At 59.1% G+C, this 21835-nt stretch carries 18 protein-coding genes; 11 read left to right on the forward strand and 7 right to left on the reverse strand.

Annotation, left to right across the window (positions count from 1 at the left end):
- Positions 1-36: 36 nt before the first annotated feature.
- The 5 genes from IOD40_RS00380 to IOD40_RS00400 all read left to right on the forward strand — a co-directional run bounded on the left by IOD40_RS00380 (position 37) and on the right by IOD40_RS00400 (position 6007).
- Positions 37-909, forward strand: a complete 873-nt coding sequence (locus tag IOD40_RS00380; RefSeq protein WP_198473178.1) for an outer membrane protein assembly factor BamD — start codon at positions 37-39, stop codon at positions 907-909.
- 104 nt (positions 910-1013) lie between these two features.
- Positions 1014-2687, forward strand: coding sequence for a DNA repair protein RecN (recN, locus tag IOD40_RS00385; RefSeq protein ID WP_198473180.1), 1674 nt, complete (start codon positions 1014-1016; stop codon positions 2685-2687).
- A 67-nt stretch (positions 2688-2754) separates the two neighbouring features.
- On the forward strand, positions 2755-4911 hold the full coding sequence (ligA, locus tag IOD40_RS00390) for an NAD-dependent DNA ligase LigA (protein WP_198473182.1): 2157 nt from the start codon (positions 2755-2757) through the stop codon (positions 4909-4911).
- A 104-nt stretch (positions 4912-5015) separates the two neighbouring features.
- The gene (locus tag IOD40_RS00395; protein ID WP_198473184.1) at positions 5016-5717 is read left to right on the forward strand and encodes an AzlC family ABC transporter permease; all 702 of its coding nucleotides are present in this window, start codon (positions 5016-5018) and stop codon (positions 5715-5717) included.
- Positions 5714-6007, forward strand: a complete 294-nt coding sequence (locus tag IOD40_RS00400) for an AzlD family protein (RefSeq protein ID WP_198473186.1) — start codon at positions 5714-5716, stop codon at positions 6005-6007. The genes IOD40_RS00395 and IOD40_RS00400 overlap by 4 nt, the downstream gene beginning before the upstream one ends.
- On the opposite strand, the gene IOD40_RS00405 is transcribed toward IOD40_RS00400, so the two are convergent.
- Complete coding sequence (locus IOD40_RS00405; RefSeq protein ID WP_198473188.1) at positions 6004-7824, reverse strand: aminopeptidase P family protein; 1821 nt, start codon at positions 7822-7824, stop codon at positions 6004-6006. The genes IOD40_RS00400 and IOD40_RS00405 overlap by 4 nt on opposite strands.
- 205 nt (positions 7825-8029) lie before the next feature.
- On the opposite strand from IOD40_RS00405, the gene IOD40_RS00410 reads away from it, so the two are divergent.
- Positions 8030-8209 carry a hypothetical protein gene (locus IOD40_RS00410; protein WP_198473190.1) on the forward strand — a complete coding sequence of 60 codons (180 nt, stop codon included), beginning with the start codon at positions 8030-8032 and terminating at the stop codon, positions 8207-8209.
- 74 nt (positions 8210-8283) lie between these two features.
- Here the strand turns inward: IOD40_RS00410 and IOD40_RS00415 are convergent, their stop codons facing one another.
- The 3 genes from IOD40_RS00415 to IOD40_RS00425 are packed head-to-tail and all read right to left on the reverse strand — an operon-like array spanning position 8284 to position 9933.
- On the reverse strand, positions 8284-9150 hold the full coding sequence (locus tag IOD40_RS00415) for a 50S ribosomal protein L11 methyltransferase (RefSeq protein ID WP_198473192.1): 867 nt from the start codon (positions 9148-9150) through the stop codon (positions 8284-8286).
- A gap of 5 nt (positions 9151-9155) precedes the next feature.
- Positions 9156-9731, reverse strand: coding sequence for an SCO family protein (locus tag IOD40_RS00420; protein ID WP_198473194.1), 576 nt, complete (start codon positions 9729-9731; stop codon positions 9156-9158).
- Between the two features lie 37 nt (positions 9732-9768).
- Positions 9769-9933: a hypothetical protein gene (locus tag IOD40_RS00425; protein WP_210336784.1), complete on the reverse strand. Its 165-nt coding sequence runs from the start codon at positions 9931-9933 to the stop codon at positions 9769-9771.
- Positions 9934-10033: 100 nt separating this feature from the next.
- Between IOD40_RS00425 and IOD40_RS00430 the strand changes: the two genes are divergently transcribed.
- The 3 genes from IOD40_RS00430 to IOD40_RS00440 all read left to right on the forward strand — a co-directional run bounded on the left by IOD40_RS00430 (position 10034) and on the right by IOD40_RS00440 (position 11700).
- Positions 10034-10528, forward strand: coding sequence for a cytochrome b (locus IOD40_RS00430; RefSeq protein ID WP_198473196.1), 495 nt, complete (start codon positions 10034-10036; stop codon positions 10526-10528).
- Between the two features lie 2 nt (positions 10529-10530).
- Positions 10531-11160, forward strand: a complete 630-nt coding sequence (locus IOD40_RS00435; RefSeq protein WP_198473198.1) for a DapH/DapD/GlmU-related protein — start codon at positions 10531-10533, stop codon at positions 11158-11160.
- A gap of 180 nt (positions 11161-11340) precedes the next feature.
- The gene (locus IOD40_RS00440; protein ID WP_198473200.1) at positions 11341-11700 is read left to right on the forward strand and encodes a hypothetical protein; all 360 of its coding nucleotides are present in this window, start codon (positions 11341-11343) and stop codon (positions 11698-11700) included.
- A gap of 411 nt (positions 11701-12111) precedes the next feature.
- On the opposite strand, the gene IOD40_RS00445 is transcribed toward IOD40_RS00440, so the two are convergent.
- From IOD40_RS00445 to IOD40_RS00455, 3 genes are all read right to left on the reverse strand, one after another.
- Entirely contained in the window at positions 12112-14694 is a 2583-nt protein-coding gene (locus tag IOD40_RS00445; RefSeq protein WP_198473203.1) for an ATP-dependent helicase, read from the reverse strand.
- 75 nt (positions 14695-14769) lie between these two features.
- On the reverse strand, positions 14770-15828 hold the full coding sequence (locus IOD40_RS00450; protein WP_198473205.1) for a serine/threonine protein kinase: 1059 nt from the start codon (positions 15826-15828) through the stop codon (positions 14770-14772).
- 75 nt (positions 15829-15903) lie between these two features.
- Positions 15904-16392 (reverse strand): thioesterase family protein, encoded by a 489-nt coding sequence (locus IOD40_RS00455; RefSeq protein WP_198473207.1) that lies wholly within the window; start codon positions 16390-16392, stop codon positions 15904-15906.
- 112 nt (positions 16393-16504) lie between these two features.
- On the opposite strand from IOD40_RS00455, the gene IOD40_RS00460 reads away from it, so the two are divergent.
- Entirely contained in the window at positions 16505-17920 is a 1416-nt protein-coding gene (locus tag IOD40_RS00460; RefSeq protein WP_198474179.1) for an FAD-binding oxidoreductase, read from the forward strand.
- Between the two features lie 86 nt (positions 17921-18006).
- The gene (locus tag IOD40_RS00465; RefSeq protein WP_198473208.1) at positions 18007-21795 is read left to right on the forward strand and encodes an AsmA-like C-terminal region-containing protein; all 3789 of its coding nucleotides are present in this window, start codon (positions 18007-18009) and stop codon (positions 21793-21795) included.
- The last annotated feature ends 40 nt before the right edge of the window (positions 21796-21835 follow it).

Genomic DNA, 21835 nt, shown 5'->3' on the forward strand with positions numbered 1-21835 from the left:
CGTACGATTAGCCACGCCAGAGGGGCGAGACCCGTCATGAGTGAATACAATACAGCTGAAACCGGCTCGCCGCGCCGCAGTCTGGCATTGGCAGTTGCGGCAGCTGTTCTGCCGTTGATGGTTACGGCCTGCGCGTCCGACAAGAACGTCGATCTGGCGTCCTACGTGGAAACCGTCGAGCCGGCCGAGACCCTTTACAATCAGGCTCTTGCGAATCTTGACGCCGGTCGCATGGCAGAGGCATCACGTAAGTTCGAAGCGGTTGATCGCCAGCACCCCTATTCGGAGCCAGCGCGCAAGTCGCTGCTGATGAGCGCTTTCACGAATTACCGCTCGGGTAAGTACGAAGAGGCGATCACGGCAGGGCAGCGCTATGTATCGCTCTATCCTACGAGCGATGACGCCGCTTACGCGCAATACTTGATCGGCCTGTCTCACTTCCGCCAGATCCGGGACGTGACGCAGGATCAGAAGGAAGCGCGCCGCACAGCCGAGGCTATGCGCGAGCTCGTCGAGCGCTGGCCTGATTCTGAGTACGTCGAAGACGCTCACGCGAAGATTCGCTACGCTCGCGATCAGCTCGCTGGCAAGGAAATGCAGATCGGCCGCTATTATCTTGAGCGCCGCGAGTATGTAGGCTCGATTAAACGGTTCCGGAACGTCGTCGAGATGTATTCCGACACGCGCCACATCGAAGAAGCCCTTGCTCGCCTGACCGAGACATATCTTGCAATGGGTCTTGCCTCAGAGGCACAGGCAGCGGCAGCAGTTCTTGGCCACAACTACCCGGACAGCCAGTGGTACAAGGACACGTACAAGCTTCTGCAATCTGGTGGTCTTGAGCCGCGCGAGAGCCGTGGGTCGTGGTTGAGCGGCGTCGGTAAGCTTCTCGGCGCCAGCGAAAGCTGATCCGTACGCAGGCAAGTTAGCTTGTCTGCGTCGGGTACTTCACCTTTTCGTCGGGTCGTGGTCTTCTCCAGGAATCAGTATTCCAAACTTGGTCCCAGTTCCTGATGCTCGCCCATCTGTCGATCCGCGACATTGTTCTGATTGAACGGCTCGACCTAGATTTTTCGTCGGGCCTGTCGGTGCTGACCGGTGAAACCGGTGCCGGTAAATCCATTCTCCTCGATTCTCTGTCGATGGCGCTTGGTGCACGGGGCGATGCGTCGCTCGTCCGTCACGGGGCGTCTCAGGGCAGTGTGACGGCCGTTTTCAGCGTGCCGCAAAACCATCCCGCACGTGAAGCCATTCGTGAGAACGGGCTTGATGATGAGGGAGGGGACCTGATCCTGCGGCGCATACAGTCCGCCGACGGACGAAGCCGCGTCTTCATCAACGATCAAGCTGCCAGCGTGACGCTCTTGCGCTCCGTCGGGCGGATGCTGGTGGAAATTCACGGGCAGCACGACGATCGTGCATTGGTTGATGCTTCTGCTCATCGTGAGCTTCTTGATGCGTTTGGCGGCCATGTAGGGCTCGTCCAGTCCCTCTCCAGGATGTGGCAGGCGTGGCGGGATGCCGAACATGCCCTCGCGCGCCATCGCGCAAGGGTGGAAGCAGCTGCGCGCGAGGCTGATTATCTGCGTTCATGCGTTGATGAATTGTCCAAGCTGGCGCCGCAGGCTGGTGAGGAAACCGATCTGGCAGAACGACGTGCCGCGATGATGCGGGCCGAGAAGATCGCGACGGACATAACGGATGCTCAGGATGTTCTGTCGGGTTCCAATTCGGCGGTGCCGCAGCTCGCCAGTCTGTTGCGCCGGCTTCAGCGGAAGGCTGCCGAGGCACCCGGCCTCCTCGACGAAATCATCAAGACGCTGGACGAGGCACTGATATCGCTCGATGCGACCCAGGAAGCGGTCGATGCCGCATTGAGGGCGAGCGAATATGACCCCAAGATGTTGGACGACACCGAAGAGCGTCTCTTCGCGCTGCGCGCCGCCGCCAGAAAGCACTCAGTTCAGGTGGACGATCTCGCAGCACTTCGCGACAAGATGGTTGCCGATCTCGCCGATCTGGATGCGGGCGAGGAGCGGCTGATGAAGCTTGAGGAAGCATCGATCGCTGCTTGTCAGGCGTTTGACGAGGCGGCCAGCCACCTTTCGGAACTGCGGAGGGGGACCGCAACCTCTCTTGCCAAGGCGGTCATGAAAGAACTGCCCGCGCTCAAGCTTGAGCGAGCTGAATTTATCGTTGAGATCAGTTCGGACCCCAACGAGCGGTCCGAAAGCGGTATCGACCAAGTGGAATTCTGGGTGAGGACCAACCCTGGAACCCGTGCCGGTCCCATCATGAAGATTGCGTCTGGTGGCGAGCTATCACGGTTTCTTCTGGCACTGAAGGTTGCCCTCGCGGATCGTGGCTCCGCACCGACGCTCGTGTTTGATGAGATCGACACCGGCGTGGGTGGCGCCGTAGCGGATGCAATCGGCCAGCGGCTGGCTCGGCTTGCCCAGAAGATTCAGGTTCTTTCAGTTACACACGCGCCGCAGGTCGCTGCACGCGCTCATTCCCATTATCTCATCTCCAAGTCCGGCACCAACAAGGTCGCAACCGGTGTGCAGACGCTTGAGCGTCAGGCACGCCAGGAAGAGATCGCGCGGATGCTTGCCGGTGCGACCATTACGGATGAAGCGCGCGCCGCAGCCGATCGACTGTTGCGGGAGAACGCGTCCGTCGAGTGATGGAGGGCTTGAGCCCGGCGGCTGCAACGCTAGTTTAGCGCACCAGTTGTAGCCTCGGATTCGTGTCATGCCCCATCTCCGCAAGCCTGTCGAAGACCTCACGCCTCAGGAGGCAGCAGAGGAGCTGGCCACGCTAGCTGCCGAGATCGCCGAGCACGACCGGCGATACTATGCAGAAGATGCGCCGACCATCTCCGACGCGGAGTATGACGAGCTGCGTCTGCGCAATGCTGCAATCGAAGCAGCGTTCCCGGAGCTGATGCGCTCTGATTCCCCATCGCAGGTTGTAGGAACTGCTCCTTCGGGCGCTTTTGGCCAGGTGCGTCATGCGCGGCCGATGCTTTCGCTCGATAACGTCTTCACCGACGAAGATATGAATGACTTCGTGGCTTCGGTTCGGCGCTTCCTTTCGCTTCGCGCAAGCGATGAGCTTGTCTTCACCGCCGAGCCCAAGATTGATGGCTTGTCGATGTCCTTGCGCTACGAGGATCGCCGGCTGGTAACTGGCGCGACCCGCGGCGACGGAGAGACCGGTGAAAACGTCACCGCCAACGTTCTTACCATCACTGAAATTCCTCAGACGCTGCCTGCGGATGCACCTGATGTGGTTGAGGTGCGCGGAGAAGTTTATATGCGCCGGGACGACTTCCTGGCGCTTAACGAGAAAAGCGCGGCCGAAGCCGGGCGCACATTCGCCAACCCGCGAAATTTTGCCGCCGGAAGCCTGCGGCAGAAGGATCCGGAAAACACCCGCAAAAGGCCGCTGAAATTTTTCGCCTACGCCTGGGGGGAGACCGGCGAGGCATTGGCTGAAACCCAATATGACGCGGTTCAGCGGCTGGGAGCCTGGGGGTTCAAGGTCAACGAGCTGACCGCGATCTGCAAGTCAGCTGAAGACATGCTCGCGCACTATCGTGCTATCGAAGCCCAGCGCGCCGAGCTGCCCTATGACATTGACGGCGTTGTCTACAAGGTAAACCGGCTGGATCTTCAGGAGCGCCTGGGCTTCCGCTCACGCAGTCCGCGCTGGGCAACCGCGCACAAGTTCCCGGCAGAGAAGGCAACAACGATCCTTAACGGTATCGATATTCAGGTCGGTCGCACCGGCGCGTTGACACCGGTTGCAAGGCTTGAGCCTGTCACAGTCGGTGGCGTGGTTGTCACCAATGCCACACTGCACAATGAGGACTACATTCGCGGCATCGGCAATGATGGCAAGCCGCTCCGGGAAGGCAGGGATATCAGGGTGGGCGACACGGTGCTCATCCAGCGCGCGGGCGATGTGATCCCACAGATCCTCGATATTGTGCCGGAGAAGCGGCTCGCTGACTCGGTTCCGTATCAGTTTCCCCATACCTGTCCGGCATGCGGCAGCCATGCGGTTCGTGAAGAGGGGGAGGCTGTATGGCGATGCACCGGTGGTTTGATCTGCCCGGCGCAGGCAGTCGAGCGAATCCGGCATTTTGTTTCCCGAAATGCCTTCGACATTGAAGGTCTTGGAGAAAAGCAGATCGAGTTCTTTTTCTCTCAGGAAGACCCATCGCTGCGCATTCGCACTCCCGCCGACATTTTCACCCTGAAGCGCCGGCAGGAGAGTTCGCTCAAGAAGCTGGAAAAGATTGATGGCTTTGGGGCGGTCTCAGTTCGAAAATTGTACGCGGCCATAGATGAGCGTCGCTCAGTTGCGCTTTCAAGGTTCTTGTTTGCGCTCGGCGTTCGCCATGTTGGTGAAACCAACGCCAAGCGCCTTGCAAGGCACTACCTTTCTTTCGCAGCCCTCAGGGATGCCGTAGTCACGGCGGAAGCGCCGGCGGCAAAGGGCCTGCCGGGAAACGCGCAGTGGCAGGAACTGGTGAACGATATCGAAGGCATCGGGACGGTGGTTGCCCAAGCGCTGATCGATTTCTTCAAGGAACAGCACAACATCGAAGCGATCGACGAATTGCTGGTAGAGGTTACGCCGCAGGATGAAGAGCCCGTTGGCGAGGTTTCCTCGCCTGTTGCGGGCAAGACGATTGTCTTCACCGGAAGTCTGGAGCGCATGTCTCGTGATGAGGCAAAGGCCATGGCAGAGAGACTGGGCGCAAAAGTTTCCGGCTCGGTTTCGAAGAAGACAGACCTCGTGGTGGCGGGGCCTGGTGCGGGGTCAAAATTGAAACAAGCGACCGAATTGGGCGTCGAGGTCATCGATGAGGACCAATGGTTTGTACGCATTGGTCAATAAATAAGATGATTGGTTCAATCGAAATCGTATGACACCTCCAGGCCGGTGCCTTAGACAGGGGCACCGGCTGGCACCATTGGTCTTACGACGGCAGAATTTGTTTTATGCATTCCAGTAACGTGCGTGATTTTATCCAAGGCGCGAGAAAGTCCGTTCCCGTGGTCGTCGCCTCAGCGCCTTTCGGAATGCTGTTTGGCGTTGTCGCTGTTCAAAATGGGCTCAGCATCAGCGAAGCAGCGTTGATGAGTGCGATCGTCTTCGCGGGCGCAAGCCAGCTTGTAGGTCTCGAACTGTTCGGACAGTCGATTCCGGCCTGGGTTGTCGTCCTGTCGATATTCGCGGTGAATTTTCGCCATGTCCTGTACTCGGCGGCGTTGTCGCGCCACGTGATGCACTGGACCCCGCTGAAACGCGTAATCGGCTTCTTCTTTCTCACGGATCCGCAATATGGGGAGTCGGAGCGACGGAGTGTCGGCGGACAGCTCACCTTTGCATGGTACATTGGCATGGCCACGCCAATCTACGTGTGCTGGGTGATGGAGGCCGTCATCGGTGCGGCCTTTGGCAACCTCATTCCCGATCCTCACGCTATCGGGCTCGATTTCCTGTTGCCCATCTATTTCCTCGGGATGGTGATGGACTTTCGCGACCGGCCACTGTGGTTGCCGGTGGTTGCGGCGAGCAGCATAGCGTCGGTGATCGCTTACAACACCGTTGGCTCTCCCTGGCACGTGTCGATCGGTGCTCTGGCTGGTGTCTTGTTGGCAGCAGTCCTCGCGCCGTCGCAAAGCGAGCGCGCGCGATGAGCACCACATTCTGGATCATCATTGCCGGGGCGATTGTCACCTATCTCACCCGGATAGGCGGGCACCTGGTCTTGTCGCGTTTCAAGACCATCCACCCGCGGGTGGAGGCTGGCCTGAATGCGGTACCAGCCGCAGTGTTGACCACCTTGGTAGCGCCGCCTGCTATCTCCGGTGGGATCGCCGAATGGGCGGCTCTCGCCGTGGCAGCTCTCGTCGCCCTGCGAGGCAATTTGATCGTGATGGTGGCGAGCGGTGCAGCAGTCTTGATCCTGCTGCGAAATACGCTTTAGCCGAGGGCAGAGATCGGCGCTGCTGCCTTTTCGAGCCAGGCAAGCGCTTCATCGTCCAGCATGGGACCAATCTCCTGCACCACACGCGCGTGATAGGAGTTCAGCCAAGCCAGTTCCGCGCCACTCAGCAATTCCGGCCGGATCAGACGGCGATCGAAAGGCGCAAGTGTGAGCGTCTCGAAGCTGTGCATCTGCATGTCGCCGCCCGGAATGTCAGTCGCTTCTTGAACAACGATCAGGTTCTCGAGGCGGATGCCGTACGCGCCTTCCTTGTAGTAGCCGGGCTCGTTCGAGATAATCATGCCGGGCAGCAGCTTTCCGGTTCCCGTCTTGGCAATACGCTGAGGTCCCTCGTGCACGGCGAGGAAGGAGCCGACGCCGTGACCGGTGCCATGGGCGTATTCAAGGCCAGCTGACCATAGCGCCTGACGCGCGATCGGATCGATGTCCATTCCACGTGTGCCTCGTGGGAAGCGCAACGTGGAGACGCCAATCAATCCCTTCAGGACAAGCGTATAACGCTCGCACATCTCGCGCGTCGGTTCTCCAACTGCGATCGTGCGAGTGATGTCGGTGGTGCCGTCTTGATATTGACCGCCAGAGTCGATCAGAAACAATTCTCCGTCACCCAGGACACGGTTCGTATCGGTTGTCACGCGATAGTGGATAATGGCCCCGTTGGGGCCGGCTCCCGAAATCGTGTCGAAGGAAATATCGCGCAGTTTCATTTGGGTTTCTTCACCCACCATCACCCGAAACTGCTCGAGCGCTTGCACCGCTTTGATCTCGTCGATCGAGCCCGGCTGCTGCTGATCGAGCCAGAAGAGAAAGCGGGTGACTGCGGCGCCGTCGCGACGGTGCGCTGCTCGGCTGCCATCCAACTCGGCCTGATTTTTTGTGGCGCGCGGTAGCCTGGCAGGATCAGGGAGATCAAGCACCGTGCCGCCATTCTCCTCGATAATCATCTGGAGCTGTTCAGCGGCGAGCGCGGGATCCAGCGATATCCGGCCGCCCAGGGCAGCGATGCGCGCAAGCCCGTCCTCAAGAGCAGACGGATCGAGGACGTCCGCGAGCTGCGTCAGATAAGCATCCGTCTCGATTGTCAGCTTTTCCCGGCTGATAAAGAGCTTTGGCCGCTCGTTGGCGCACAGGATAGCAAACCCGAGGGCGAGGGGAGTGTGTGCCACATCGCTGCCGCGGATATTGAACGCCCAGGCAATGGATGCCGGATCGGTGAGAACCGCGTGTGTTGCATCCTGTTTTGCTAGCGTCTCGCTCAGGGCAGCGATCTTGTCTTTGGCAAGGACGCCCGAAAATCCGTGAGGCTGGATCTCAACCTTCCCGAGGGGCGCAGCCGGCCGGTCTGTCCAGATTTCATCGACGAGGTTGCGAGTGGGATGAAGATCTATCCCGGCAGCTTCATAGGCGCGGACTTCGGCGATGGTGTGCAGCCAGGGATCAAAGGCTATCTTCAGATCACGCCCATTGGCCTCAAGCCATCTTACAGGTGGATTTTCGACGAGGCTTTCAATCTGGAAGGTGCCACCGTCTACCTGAGCTCGCACCTGGAGCGTGTAGCGTCCATCAACGAACAGAATGGCTCGGTCTCGAAGAATGAGGGCAGCCCCCGCGGAGCCAGTAAATCCTGTCAGCCATTGCAAGCGCTCGGAGCACGCCGCAACATATTCGCCCTGGTGCTCATCGGCACGCGGCACAAGAAAGCCGTCGACTTTCATTTCCTGCAGCCTGGCGCGAAGCAGCGCAACCCTCTCGATGCCTTGAGCGGGATCCGTTCGGACGTCGAAAGACTGAAACATCGTGCTGCTCTATCGCTGATTGCTCATCTTAAGCAGGTCTAGACCTGCAGAACCGGCATGGCAACGGTTGCGTCATGGTGCGCTGCACAACTACTTCGCACTTGCAAAAAACGCATGGTTCCCATGCGTTAGCGGCACTACTCCTTTAGGTCAGCAGACCTTACCTAAGGTTCAAGAACATCGGACGAGCGCAAGGAGAGATGAAATGGCACAGAATGGCTTTTTCCGTAATGCAATGAACGCAATGGTTGCTTCGCGGGAGCGCCAGGCGCGCCGTTACGTCGCTAACGCTCTCCTTCTCCTTGATGACGAGACCCTGAAGGCGGCTGGCCACAACCGTGCCGACCTCGAGCGTCGCAGCAAGGGTGCACCTTATATGTTCTGAATGCGTGGGGCGACGCTTTCAGAACAACAAAAAGGCGGTCTTCGGGCCGCCTTTTTTCGTTTCGTCAATCGATGTCAGCGCTTCAGGTGGATGGTTACCCAACCTTCAAGGTGCGTCGTACGGATGTGGCGGAAGCCGGTCGCCTCGTAGGCGGCGATGACCCGATCCCCTTGTGTGTCGAGAATGCCCGACAGGATTAGCGATCCGTTTTCAACCACGTTACCCAACATCTCCGGTGCCAGCTGGATCAGGGGATTGGCGAGGATGTTGGCGATGATCAGGTCGAAGGGGCCGCGCTCAGCAAAGATCGGGTCGTCGAAGCCGGGTGCCGTCGCGGTCGATACCCAGTCCGATACGCCGTTCAGTTCCACATTTTCTGCTGCCACCTCGGTCGCGACTGGATCGATATCGGTTGCAAGGACCGGGACCTCAGCCAGCTTCGCGACAGCGATCGCAAGCACGGCGCTGCCGGTGCCAAGATCGAGCACGTTCTTCGGGGCTTCATCCTGGATAACAGAAGCTATCATCTCGAGACAGCCAGCAGTGGTGCCGTGATGACCGGTGCCAAAGGCCTGGCCGGCCTCGATCTCAATTGCAATGTCTTCATCGCGGATTTCATCGCGGTCGTGTCGGCCATGGACGAGAAATCGCCCTGCGCGTACTGGCTTCAGGTCCTCCAGCGATTTTGCCACCCAATCAACATCGGGTAGCTCCTCGCGCTGAATATCGAGTGCCTCGCCCGTCAGCGCACGGAGCCGTTTTTCGATGGCGTCCACATGCTCTGTGTCGGCGTAGACGGAGATTTCATCAATTCCGGCATCCTCATCAAGCTCGACTGAGGCGAGTGCATAACCGTCATCTTCGAAGTGAGCTTCCATCGCGGAGAAAAGTGCAGTGGATGCCGGGCGCTTGGTCACGAGGAAAAGACGGGTCTGGGTCATTCAGCTTAACCTTTTGCCAGCCGCTTGAGTTTGGCTAGGGCGTTGTCGGGATTCTCTTCATACGCAATGGTTCCCGCGAAGTCGCCATTCGAGTTCAGGAGGATGATCGATGCGGTGTGGTCCATCGTGTAGTCGCCGCCCTCAAGCTCGACGCGCTTGGTGTAGATGCCGAAGGACTTGGCCATGGCCATGACTTTTTCCGGTTCGCCCGAAATTCCGGTGATGCGATCGGACACGTTTGAAACGTAGCTATGTACCGCTTCCGGCGTGTCGCGCTCGGGATCAATGGTCACGAAATATGCGCGAATATTCTTGCCTTCATCGCCCAGGGTTGAGAGCCATCCATCGAGCTCGAACAGCGTTGTCGGGCAAACTTCCGGGCAGTGGGTGAAGCCGAAGAACACTGCGCTCGGCTGGCCACGAAACGCGTCCTCGGTGATCGGTGCTCCGTCTCCCTGAACGAGCGTGAACGGCGCGCCGAATGCGTGAACCGAATGCTGCTCGCGGTACCAGTCGAATGTCATCCAGCCCACCGCAAGAGCCACAACGATGAGCATGCCGACGAGGATCGATCGCATCATGGGAAAAGTCCTTGCTTCAGGATATGGGGCGCTTCGCCTAGAAGCACCACGCCATGCCGGTTTCGACCAGCGCCATGAAAATACCCGGTCCCTGATCGACCCATCCAGCTAAGGCGACACCTGCCAATGCGGCAAAACCAATGGCAAGCACGCAGATGGCAGCGGGACGGGCGAGAATGGTAGCGAGACCGGACATAGCCATTGATACCGTGTAGTCGCTGCAGTTTAAAGATGTCATCTTGCCGCCACGTTGAGAACCACAAAGCTGTGACGTGCTTGGCGAGGGATCGGGAGGCATGGGTATGAAAAATACGGGATATTCTGCAACGCAGATCATGCTGCATTGGACCGTGGCGATCCTGATTGCTTTCCAGTTTTTCCTCAATGACGGAATATCTGAGGCTTGGCGCGTGATCATGAACGCAGAGCAGCCGTCAGAGGAGGCTATCGGCGCAGCCAATATTCACGCGACAATGGGCCTTCTCATCCTGATGCTGGCCCTTTGGCGGATCGTGCTGCGTCTCACCTTCGGCGCTCTCCCGCAGCCGCAGAATGAACCGCGGGTTCTGCGTCAGCTCTCCCGAGCAACGCATGTCTTGCTCTACGCGCTCCTTCTACTTGTGCCGCTATCGGGGGCAGCTGCCTGGTTCGGTGGCATTGCTGCAGCTGGCACGGCGCACAATCTCTTCAAGCTGCTGCTGCTTTTAGTTGTAGCTGTACATATAGCTGGCGCTCTCGTGCAGCACTTCATATTCCGCTCTGATGTGTTGATGCGGATGCTCATTAATCGGGACTGAAAATGACCAAACAGCAAGAGAACGTGCGAACGTCGCAACCGCGCGTTCATCCAAGCGCTGAGCTGAAATCCTGCAAGCTCGGGCGTTACGTCGTGGTGGGTCAGCGCGTGGTGCTACGAGAGGTGCAAGTCGGTGACTTTACCTATTTCGAGCGCAATGGTGAGGCGATCTACGCCACGGTCGGAAAATTCTGCTCGATCGCGGCAAATGTGCGTATCAACGCGCTCGAACATCCGATGGAGCGTGTCACCACGCACAAGATCACTTATCGGCCCAATGAGTTTTTCAAGCTCCATGGCATCGACCAGGAGTTCCGGGAGAGGCGGCGCGCCAAGCACGTTACGATCGGCCATGATGTCTGGATAGGACACGGGGCAGTTATCATGCCAGGCGTGTCGATTGGCAACGGTGCAGTGATTGGCGCAAATGCGGTCGTGACGTCGCCTGTTGCTGATTACGAAATCGTTGCTGGTGTGCCCGCACGCCCCATTCGCATGCGCTTCGATCCGAACACGGTCGCTGCGTTAAAGGGCATGCGCTGGTGGGATTGGTCCGATGAGGTTCTGTCAGAGGCGATCCCGGACATGCAGGCGATGGACATAGATGAGTTCATTAAAAAATGGGATCAGTAAAGAAGTGGGGGGGGGGAGTAATAAAGTTTAAATCAAATAGTATCCGTTAGTATTAATCCGGATATAACTGGTTGTGGTAAGTTCTTTACGCACTTTTAGGTTGTATTAATTTTCGGTTAGTGGTTTGCTCTCAGTTGGAGGTAGTTGCTGGAGAAGTAGCCTTCAAATGGGAGAAGAGAAATGCTGAAGTACATCGCGTTCGCAGCCGTTTCTACATGCCTCACTTTTTCTGCCCTGCCGGCAATGGCAGGCGGATGGGGAAAAAGCGGTGCCAGCCAGAGCTCCTATGGCGGGTTCGTCAATATCTCGCCGTCGGTACAGACCGGTAACCTAGCGCTCCTGAGCGGTATCGGCGTGCTCAACAACTCCAACATCCTGAGCGGAAACGTCATCTCCGGTCTCGTTAAGGGAAACAACAACAACGTCGGTCACGGCAACACCACCGGAAGCCAAAACGCCGTCGGCAACGGCATCATCGGTGGTGGCTCCTTCGGCAATGCCTGGAGCAGCATGCAGCTTGGAAAGCTCGGTCGGCGCTAACCATTTCGGTAAGGAGATGACGCAGCAGCCTCTTCCCTTGCGTCATCTTCGTCCTGCGACGAGCGTCTCCCGATCCCGTGCCCCCCGCTAGATGGAGACGCTCAGGTCGAGGGGAGGTAAAATTTCCTCCACCTCCCTTCGACCGCCAACTAAAGAAAAGCTGGCTCAAGCCGGCTTTTTTGTCGTCTGGGGAGTGCTTTCGGAGTCCCTTCCGTCGCGGGGGTGATGTGACGGAAGGGACCCGGAGGTTCAGCCGCTGGAGCTGCTGTACAAGCACCATTGCTTGCAGTTGTAAGAATAACCAACGGCGCGTAAGGAACGGATAAAGCAAAATGCAACCGCGACGTGTATTTGGTTGCTCACACGGTAACAAAGCAAGTAGGTCCTGCTTAGCTGGTTCGGCTGTTCGGATCAGGCAGCTGTAACGAAACCGTCGAGCACGCGCTTTTGACCGGCCTTGTCGAAGTTGATGGTCAGCTTGTTGCCTTCTATCGCCGAGATATTGCCGTTGCCGAACTTCTGGTGAACCACGCGATCGCCAACCTTGAAGGGCGATTTCGTCGTGGTGACCGATTTGGCCACAAGTTCACCATCGATGGTGCGACCTTTCACCGAAGTGCGGCCCGCACCATAGCCTGAGTCAACTTCCCCATAGCCGATACGTTCAACCGCATGGCCAGAACGGGAGCCCCAATTGCGGTTGGTTGCTTCGGTCTTGTTCTGCTGCGCGCGCTGCCAACCCGGTGTGGAATAGCTGTTGTTGAATGATCCGTTTCCGGCTGAGTCAAAGCGGGATGCGCCATAGGGATTGCGACCGCCGATCTGGCTGCCGTAACCCGAGCCATACCCGCCGTAGTTGGAGCTGGTCTCGGCGATCTCGATATGCGCTTCCGGCAACTCTTCAAGGAAACGGGAAGGGATCGTGGATTGCCAGAGGCCGTGGATGCGCCGGTTGGAGGTGAACCACAGATGCAGGTTCTTTTTTGCTCGCGTCAGGCCGACATAGGCGAGGCGTCGCTCTTCCTCGAGGCCGGATCGTCCCCCTTCGTCCAGCGCGCGCTGATGCGGGAACAGGCCTTCCTCCCAACCGGGGAGGAATACGGTGTCGAACTCAAGACCTTTTGCAGAATGGAGGGTCATGATGTTGACCGCATCGAGATTCTCATTCTGCTCCGCATCCATGACCAGAGCGACATGCTCGAGGAAGCTGCGCAGGGACTCGTAGTCCTCCATCGAGCGGATGAGTTCCTTGAGGTTCTCCAGCCGCGTGGGAGCGTCTGGTGACTTGTCGTTCTTCCACATGTCGGTGTAGCCGGATTCCTCCAGCACCATCTCGGCAAGTTCCGTATGTGGCGTGTTGTCGAGGAGGTCGCGCCAACGCGTGAAGTTCGCCGCCACCCCACGAAGAGCGGCGCGCGGCTTGGGCTTCAACTCATCGCTTTCCGCCAGCCGTCCAGCTGCTTCGAGCATCGGGACTCCCAGGGCGCGGGACGCGTCATGCACCTGCCGGACAGCAGCTTCACCAAGCCCGCGCTTGGGGACGTTGACGATCCGTTCAAATGCGAGATCATCACCCGGGTTCGCGATCACGCGGAAATATGCCATCGCGTCGCGGATTTCCTGTCGCTCATAGAAGCGTGGTCCGCCAATGACGCGGTAATTCAACCCGAGAGTGACGAAACGATCTTCGAACTCGCGCATCTGGAACGAAGCGCGCACCAGGATCGCCATGTCGTTGAGGTTGTGCTGCTTTCGCTGCAGCGCCTCGATTTCCTCGCCGACAGCGCGGGCTTCCTCCTCGGAGTCCCAGGCGGCATGCACCATTACCTTTGGATCGTCGGGATTCGGCTTTTCCGTGAAAAGCGTCTTGCCGAGCCGGCCTTCATTGTGGGCGATGAGGTGAGAGGCAGCGCCGAGGATATGCGCAGTCGAGCGGTAATTTCGCTCAAGGCGGATGACCGTTGCGCCGGGGAAGTCACGCTCGAAGCGCAGGATGTTATCCACTTCCGCCCCACGCCAGCCATAGATTGACTGATCGTCGTCACCGACACAGCAGATATTGACAGTGGCAGGCGCTGCATCTTCGGACGCGGCGAGAAGATGCTCAGCGTCGCGACCAACAGCAGGCGTGTCGCTGGTGCGCATGCGGCTCGGCCGCTGCGCCAAGAGCCTCAACCACATATATTGAGCGGTGTTGGTGTCTTGATACTCGTCAACGAGGATGTACCGGAACCTGTCGTGGTACTCCTTCAGGATGTCCGGATTGCTGCGCAGAATGCGGATTGGATGACAAAGCAGGTCGCCGAAATCGCACGCGTTCAGCGTCGTCAGCCGGTCCTGGTAGGCGCGATAGAGTTCGCGGCCGCGCCCATTTCCGAATGCACGCGCATCGCCTTCGGGAATCTCATTGGGCGCAAGGCCCTTGTTCTTCCACCCGTCAATCATCTGCGCGAATTGACGTGCCGGCCAACGCTTGTCGTCGAGGCCGTCGGCCAGGATCAACTGCTTGATCAGGCGGATGACGTCATCGGTGTCCAAAATCGTAAAGTCTGATCGCAATCCAGCAAGCTCGGCGTGACGGCGCAGGATCTTGACGCCAATCGAGTGAAACGTGCCAAGCCAGGGCATGCCCTCGACGGCCTCGCCAACCAGGACCCCGATGCGCTGCTTCATCTCGCGTGCGGCCTTGTTGGTGAAGGTCACCGCGAGTATCTGCGACGGCCAGGCTTTGCCCGTGGCCAGAATATGGGCGATGCGCGTTGTCAGGACGCGTGTCTTGCCGGTGCCAGCGCCTGCCAGAACCAGGACCGGACCTTCAGTGGTCTCGACAGCCTGACGCTGCTCGGGATTGAGGCCGGAAAGATAGTCCGGCGGTCGATGCCCACCCGAACGCGCGGCCATTGCGCGCGCGGCAATACCCGAAGGTCCCGCGGCGGGGCGGGGTGGCATGTCATCTTCATCGAAGAAGGGTATGTCGTCTGCAAAGCCTGGCATGTGGCGGGAATGTAGTGATTCTAAACGGAAAGGCCAGACTTTGTTCGCATCTTGTTCCGGGCGAACAGAGAAAGCCTATGTGTCGGTTGCGGTTTCTAGCCGGGAGATGCGCCGGTCGGTGAAGTTCAGTCTGCCTGCGATAATAGGCGACACGATGGCCGCCATGTCGCTGTCGTTCTCAAGCAGGGCTGTCAGGTTCGGAATCTGGTTCATCGCGACGAGATTGAGCAAGTCGAGCCTGATCTGACCGTCAGCGGTGCGCGGCAGAGCAGGCACCTGCTGGACGAGGTCGGCACGTGCACCGTTTTCCAGACCTTCCTGGGATGCGCGAAGTTTGCTTTCCACATCGCCGTCCGCCTCGACAAACGCGTAAATTCCGACGCCCTTGCGGGGGAGCGGGTAGAGGGTGAGGGCGACGTCGCGAACGCCCGGAACCCTGAAGATCGCATCCGTGACGATCTTGCCCTCATGGTCGAGGCGGTCGCCTGTGCCTTCGCCATCAGACCAGTTGAAAATACCGCGGGTGACGAAGTTGTAGACCTTCTTGCCGGTCGCCATCCATATCCGGCTGGGGAGGGAGCGTCGGGCAAGAATCCGCTTTGCTGTTGGCGTCATCAGCTCCGGAGCAAACGCGCGCATCTGCTTGAGCAGATGGCGGAAATCCTCGTACGCCATTACCTGGTAGCGACGACCACGCTTGCGGTGGATCGAGGAAAGCTGAAAATCGATGACCGCAGCCAGCCCGTCAGGGGACATCAGCCAGTTTTGTGGCTTAGCCAGATCATTGTGGGTGATACCAGCCCGCCGAAGTGCCCTTAGCAGCTTGAACGCGGACAGGTAGAATTCGCGCTTGGCAGGCCGCGCAAGATGCAACGGCGCACCGTCTGTCCAGGTGCGTTCCAGGCCATCCTTGTCTGTGCTCAGTAGCTGCGGTGTCCCCCGGATACCGACCACGGCACGTAGGGCTGCAATTTCTCGACGAGCCAGAAACCATGCAAGCGGGCGCGACCAGACAGGCGAAGCCGTAACGACACGGCGGATCACCACCTTGTCGGGCTCACCGGCGAGATAGCCTTTCTGCGTCTCCGAAAAGATGTCTCTCTTCAGAACGGCCTGCGCAATGAAATCGGTCATGTTCGGTCCTGTTCGTCGGCAAGTCCCTACCTGTCAGGCCCCCCCGAGACAAGTCCGGTCGCGCTGAGAGCTCCCTTAGCGCGGGTTTTTGCGCTTGATCGCGATCGAGCGGCCAGCGCGCTCGGGGCGCGGCAACACAGCGTGTTTCGCTAGCATCGCATCGAGGTTTGACATGATGTCCTCTGGCATCGGGCAGACCTTCGGGCCATTCATGTCGACATGAAGGACGAGGTTTTCGCAGGTTGCCGCCAGCCAGCCATCAACATGGCGCAGCTCCTGGTAGAAATGGAAACGCTTCTCGTCAAAATCCAGTAGGTGGACCGAACATGTGACCTTATCGGTCAAATGCAACTCGCGGACGTAGCAGACATGTATCTCGGCCGTGTACGTCGTGAGCCGCCGCTCGCGCGCATAATCCGTTCCAAGCCCGAGCTGCACGAACGCTTCGTCGGCACCCATGTCGAACAGGACGTTGTAGTAGGCCATATTCAGATGGCCGTTATAGTCGATCCAGTCTTTCTGGATTTCCAGGACGCGGGAAATAAATGGTGATGCAACAGTCATATCGGATTGGCTCAATTGCAACTCTGGCGCTGGACAAGCAATTCGGCAATTGTTCATAGCGGTAATGGAAAGAAAGTGGTTGCACAAGGGTAGCCACATCGAGGGGTTTGCGATGGCTCTGGCCGATCTTCAGCATGTCGTACGCAACGAGGAAGGCATCTCTTCCGTAATCGAAATTCTTGGGCAGCGGTTCGGCAATCGCTTCCAGACGGGCGAAGCGGTTCGCGCTCAACATGCGCACACGACGACTTACATTCCGGCTCAGCTGCCCGACGGTGTCGTTTTCGCCACCTCCACCGAGGATGTTCAGTCCGTGGTGCTTGTTTGCGCAGAACATCGCGTGCCAGTGATCGCGTTCGGCACTGGAACCTCGCTTGAGGGCCACGTGAATGCGCCGGGTGGCGGCATCTCGATAGACCTTTCGGGGATGAACCGAATTGTCGCGGTCAACGCCGAGGATCTGGACTGCACGGTCGAGCCAGGGGTGACGCGTGAAGATCTCAACGCATATCTGCGTGATACCGGCTTGTTTTTTCCGATCGATCCAGGGGCAAATGCGAGCCTTGGCGGTATGGCAGCGACGCGGGCCTCCGGAACGAACGCCGTCAGATATGGCACAATGCGGGAGAACGTCCTGTCGCTGACGGCCGTGATGGCTGATGGACGCGTAATCAGGACGGGCCAGCGGGCAAAAAAATCATCCGCCGGATACGATCTGACGCGGTTGCTGGTCGGCTCGGAGGGAACACTCGGCATCATAACCGAACTGACGTTGAAGCTATATGGAATACCGCAGGCCATTTCCGGTGGCGTCTGCCCTTTCCCGAGTGTCGAAGCCGCCTGCGAAGCCGTGATCACGACAATCCAGATGGGGATTCCGGTCGCGCGCATCGAACTGGTGAACGCGTTGGGAATGAAGGCGCTTAACGGTTACGCCAAGCTTGGCTATCCCGACACGCCGTGCCTGTTCGTGGAGTTTCACGGCAGTGAGGAGGGTGTTAAAGAGCAGGCGGAGATGTTCGGCGAGATCGTCGCCGAATTTGGCGGGGGACCGTTCATGTGGGCGGCTGCCGCCGAAGAGCGTACAAAGCTCTGGAAGGCTCGGCACGAAGCTTACTGGGCGATGATGACCTTGCGCCCCGGAGCTAGAGCGTTGGCTACCGATGTATGTGTGCCGATCTCGCGGCTCGCCGAATGCATCCGCGAAACCGAAGAAGATATTGCGAGGTCGGGCCTTGTCGCGCCGATCGTGGGGCACGTCGGTGACGGCAATTTCCACGTGCAGGTCATGACGGATCCTTCCAGCGCTGAGGAGATTGCAGCGATGGAGGCTTTCGTTTCGAGGCTCAACATGCGTGCCATCGCAATGGATGGCACGTGTACGGGTGAGCATGGGGTCGGACAGGGCAAGACGGAGTTCCTTGCGCACGAAATGGGCGCCGGTGTCGATTTCATGCGAATGATCAAGCAGGCATTGGACCCGCTGAACATAATGAATCCGGGGAAGACGTTGCCGCCTGCCGCATAAGCGGTGATTGCCACTTTATCGACACGCGATTGCGGATAAAGTACCGCCAGATTTGATAAATTGGCGGGAGAAGAAGGCTGGCCCGATTGTTCGTCGCCATTGGCGGGTTGCTTGTGCTGGCGCTGACCGCAGCGCTGGTCGGGCCATATTTCGTCGACTGGACATCCTATCGCGCCGACTTTGAGCGAGAGGCGGAACGCATTCTTGGCCGACAGGTCTCGGTGCGGGGTGATGCGTCTGCGCGCCTGCTGCCGTTTCCGTCGATCACCTTCACTGATGTTGTGGTGGCAGGGATCAGCCCGGGGCAGCCGGCGATGACGGTCGAGACGTTTTCGATGGATGCCGAGCTGGCGCCGTTCATGCAGGGCAACATCCATATCTTTGACATGCGGCTGGTCCGACCATCAATGGCGATCGACGTTGCGGAAGATGGCGCTGTCGATTGGGCAGTACGCCCCTCGGTTCCACTGGGGGCGGATCACGTCTCCCTTGAAAAGCTGACCATTACCGAAGGGCGGGCTTATATCCGCCACGCCGCAAGCGGCCGCACGCACACCCTCACCGAAGTAAATGCGGAGCTGTCCGCACGCTCCCTGGCTGGTCCGTGGCGGATGGAGGGATCGCTACGCCTCGACGGGATGCTGACTGCGCTCTCGGTCACGACTGGCGCCGCGGAAGCAGAAGGCATGCGCATCCGTCTCCGCGCGCAGCCCGAGCGCTATCCGCTTACTCTTGAAACAGATGGCAGTGCTCGGGTTGAGGACGGCAGAGCGCAATATTCAGGCATCTTTCGGCTTAATGCGTCAGCGCCTGGTGCGCGGCCGAGCGATGAAAAAGCGCCACCTGCCTATCGCCTCTCGGGTGACTTCGATTTCGACCATGCAGCGATCACTGTCGACGGCTTCCGAATGGAGACCGGTCCGCTGGACGATCCGTATGTCGCGGAAGGGGCCGCGGAGTTCGCGCTGGGACAGCAGCCCAATTTCTTCATTCGCGCCGATGGCGCTCAGATCCGCTTCGACGAAACAGTCGTTGCCGCAGAAGGCGGGGTCACGTTCGACGCGCGGCTGGCAGCAATCCGGGATGCACTGATCGATCTGCCGCGACCCGCAATTCCAGGCCGCATCGAGGTTGCGCTCCCAGCAGTTGTGGCAGGTGACACGACCATACGAGACGTGCGCCTGAATGCGGAACCGGCTGGCGGTGGCTGGAAAATCTCGTCGCTCGGCGCAACGCTGCCGGGCAGGGCCACCCTCGAAGCGAGCGGGCAGTTGTCAGTCGAGGATGATCTGGGGTTCACGGGATCGCTTCTCCTTGCGGTGGGCCAGCCGTCCGGATTTGCCGCCTGGCTCGCGCATGATGTGGACGATGTGATCCGCCGTCTGCCAGCTGCGGGCTTCAGCGCGGAGGTGGATCTTACCCAAGAGCAGCAGGTCCTTGAAAACCTTGAACTGATCCTTGGTACCGCAAAATTCACCGGAACGATGACAAGCCGGACCCCTGCCAACCAGAAGCCCTCGATAAAGCTTCAACTGGAGGGGGAAGCTGTCGATCTGGAAGGCATGAGTGCGCTCGCTTCGATTTTTGTGAATGAAGACGGCGCAACGCGGCATGAGAATCGCGACCTCGAACTGGAACTCGTTGCGGGACCAGTCAGCGCTGGCGACATCGTCGCCGAGACTGTCGACACGGCATTACGGTTGAAGGACGGTGCGCTGGAGATCGACCGCCTCGCGATCAGCGGTCTGGAAGGTGCGAATGTCAGCGCGACCGGCTCAGTCAAGAATGTTGGTGGGGAGCCGGCTGGCACCGTTGATGCCACGATCATTGCGCCGGACCTTGCACCCCTTGTCGAGGCAGCGGCGGCGCAGTATCCCGCCAACTGGCTGCTCACGCGATTGGCAGACAGCACCGCAGGCTATTCCGGACTTCTTGAGGATTCCTCGATCCGCGTCGTCGGGACCACGGCGCGGGCCGGGGCGGTCCTTGGCCTTGCGGTTAGTGCCTCTGGTGATGCCGGAGGAACCACCTTCTCGCTGGCTGGTTCGGCAAGCGACGTTCTCGGTGGCCTGAATAATAGCCCGATGAAGCTTGAGCTCACCGCTCGCAATGACGACGCCACAGCGCTCTATGCCATCGCTGGAGTTCCTACCCTGCCTTTGGGGCTCGTCGGTCCCGGCAATGTGGAGTTCAGTTTCGAGGGGCGCCTGTCGAGCGGCGTGGATGCAAAGCTCGCCTTTGCCGGCGATGCGATGTCCGCAACATTCGAAGGGCAGGCAGCCCTGATGAACGGCAACCTTTCCACCCATGGTGCAGCCCGGATTGAGGCGGATGATCTTGAACCGTGGCTGGCGACCGCCGGCGTCTCGTTCCCGCGTTTTGGATATGGCTTACCGGTTTCAGCTACGGCGGAAGTCGACGAGCAGGATGGCCTGATCGTCATTTCCAATCTGCGTGGCACTTTCGCGGACACGCAAGTCGATGGCGATATTAATGCGCAACTGGATGACGCCGGCGTGCAGCTAAGCGGCGAAGTCGCGCTGTCATTCCTGGAGCTCACGCTTATTTCGGAGATGCTGGTCGGTTCTGACGCCCTTCAACCGGACGGTAGCCCTTGGCCGAACGCGGCGTTTGCGACATCGGCTTCGATGCCTTTCACCGGCGAACTTGGTCTGACGGTTGAACAATTATCTGCGGCAGGGTGGCAGGCCAACGATGCGCGCTTCTTGCTGAACCTCAGATCCGACGGAGCTTCGCTCAGCAATTTTGCGGCAGAAGCGTATGGCGGTCAGGTGAGCGGAAACGCGGATTTCGCCAACAATGATGGAACGGGGCTGATGTCCGGCCAGATCCGTGTGGCAGGAGCGGACACCACCGCGCTGTTCGGCGACACCGGGCTGACAGGGGTGGTCGAACTGGCGACCACGTTTAGCGCCAGTGGCAAGTCGATCGATGGTCTGGTGGCATCGCTTGCGGGTTCTGGTTCGATGCATCTTGATGGGGCGGCCATATCCAACGTCGCGCCCGATGCCTTCGATGGTCTTTTGCGCGCTGCCGATGAGCGGGGTCGTGAGATCGACGCGGATACGACGAAAAGCATCGCCGAGGATCACATCAGGAAAGGAAGCTTCCCGGTTGATGAAGCAGATGTGGCGTTCACAATTGCCAACGGCACGTTGCGAGCGCCGCCTGTGCGGCTTCAGGCGTCTGGAGCAATTTTGTCTGTCGACGCCCAGGCCGACTTGCGCCAGCGCACCTTAGCCGCCAACGCGCTTTTGACATACGATGCGGGCAACAATTCACTCGCGGGTTCCGAGCCTGCAATCCGGTTTTCGGCGATCGGACCACTTGAGAACATACAGGTCTCGACAGACACAGATCCTCTGAGACAGTTCTTCACCCAAAGGGCACTGGAGAAAGAGCAGGAACGCACCGAGGCGATGCAGGCAGCCCTTCTGGAGCGGCAGCGTCTGCGCCGGGAAGTCCGCTACTATTCCAGCCTTGAGGAAGAGCGGCTGAGGGCAGAGCAGGAGCTTGAGCAGACGAGGAACGAGGCAGAGCGTCTGGAGAGGATGCAACGCCAATTCGAAAAGGACGCCGTCCAGCGAAGATCAAGCGAGCGCACCGAAACCGCACCACTTGTGCCGGTCGAGCCGTGGACGATCCGAGACAACCAGGACGATGCGTCCAGAGCTTCCGCCGAAGAAAGCGCGGAGCAGCCAGCAGAGAGCGGGTCACCGCGGTCGTTGGACGAATTCGTTCCGGTTCTTCCGGAACGCGCCCCGAGGGAGGTAAGCGGAGAGCCTTCCGAGAGAGAGAACGGCGCTGAATTCTCTTTCGATGCTATTCAGAAAGTGATCGAAGAGGCTCAATAGGAAAACCACGGTCACCTCAACCTTTATGGCAGAGGCGACC

The organism is Aquamicrobium zhengzhouense (genome assembly GCF_016124105.1).
In the GTDB taxonomy this organism is placed as follows: Bacteria; Pseudomonadota; Alphaproteobacteria; order Rhizobiales; family Rhizobiaceae; genus Aerobium; species Aerobium zhengzhouense.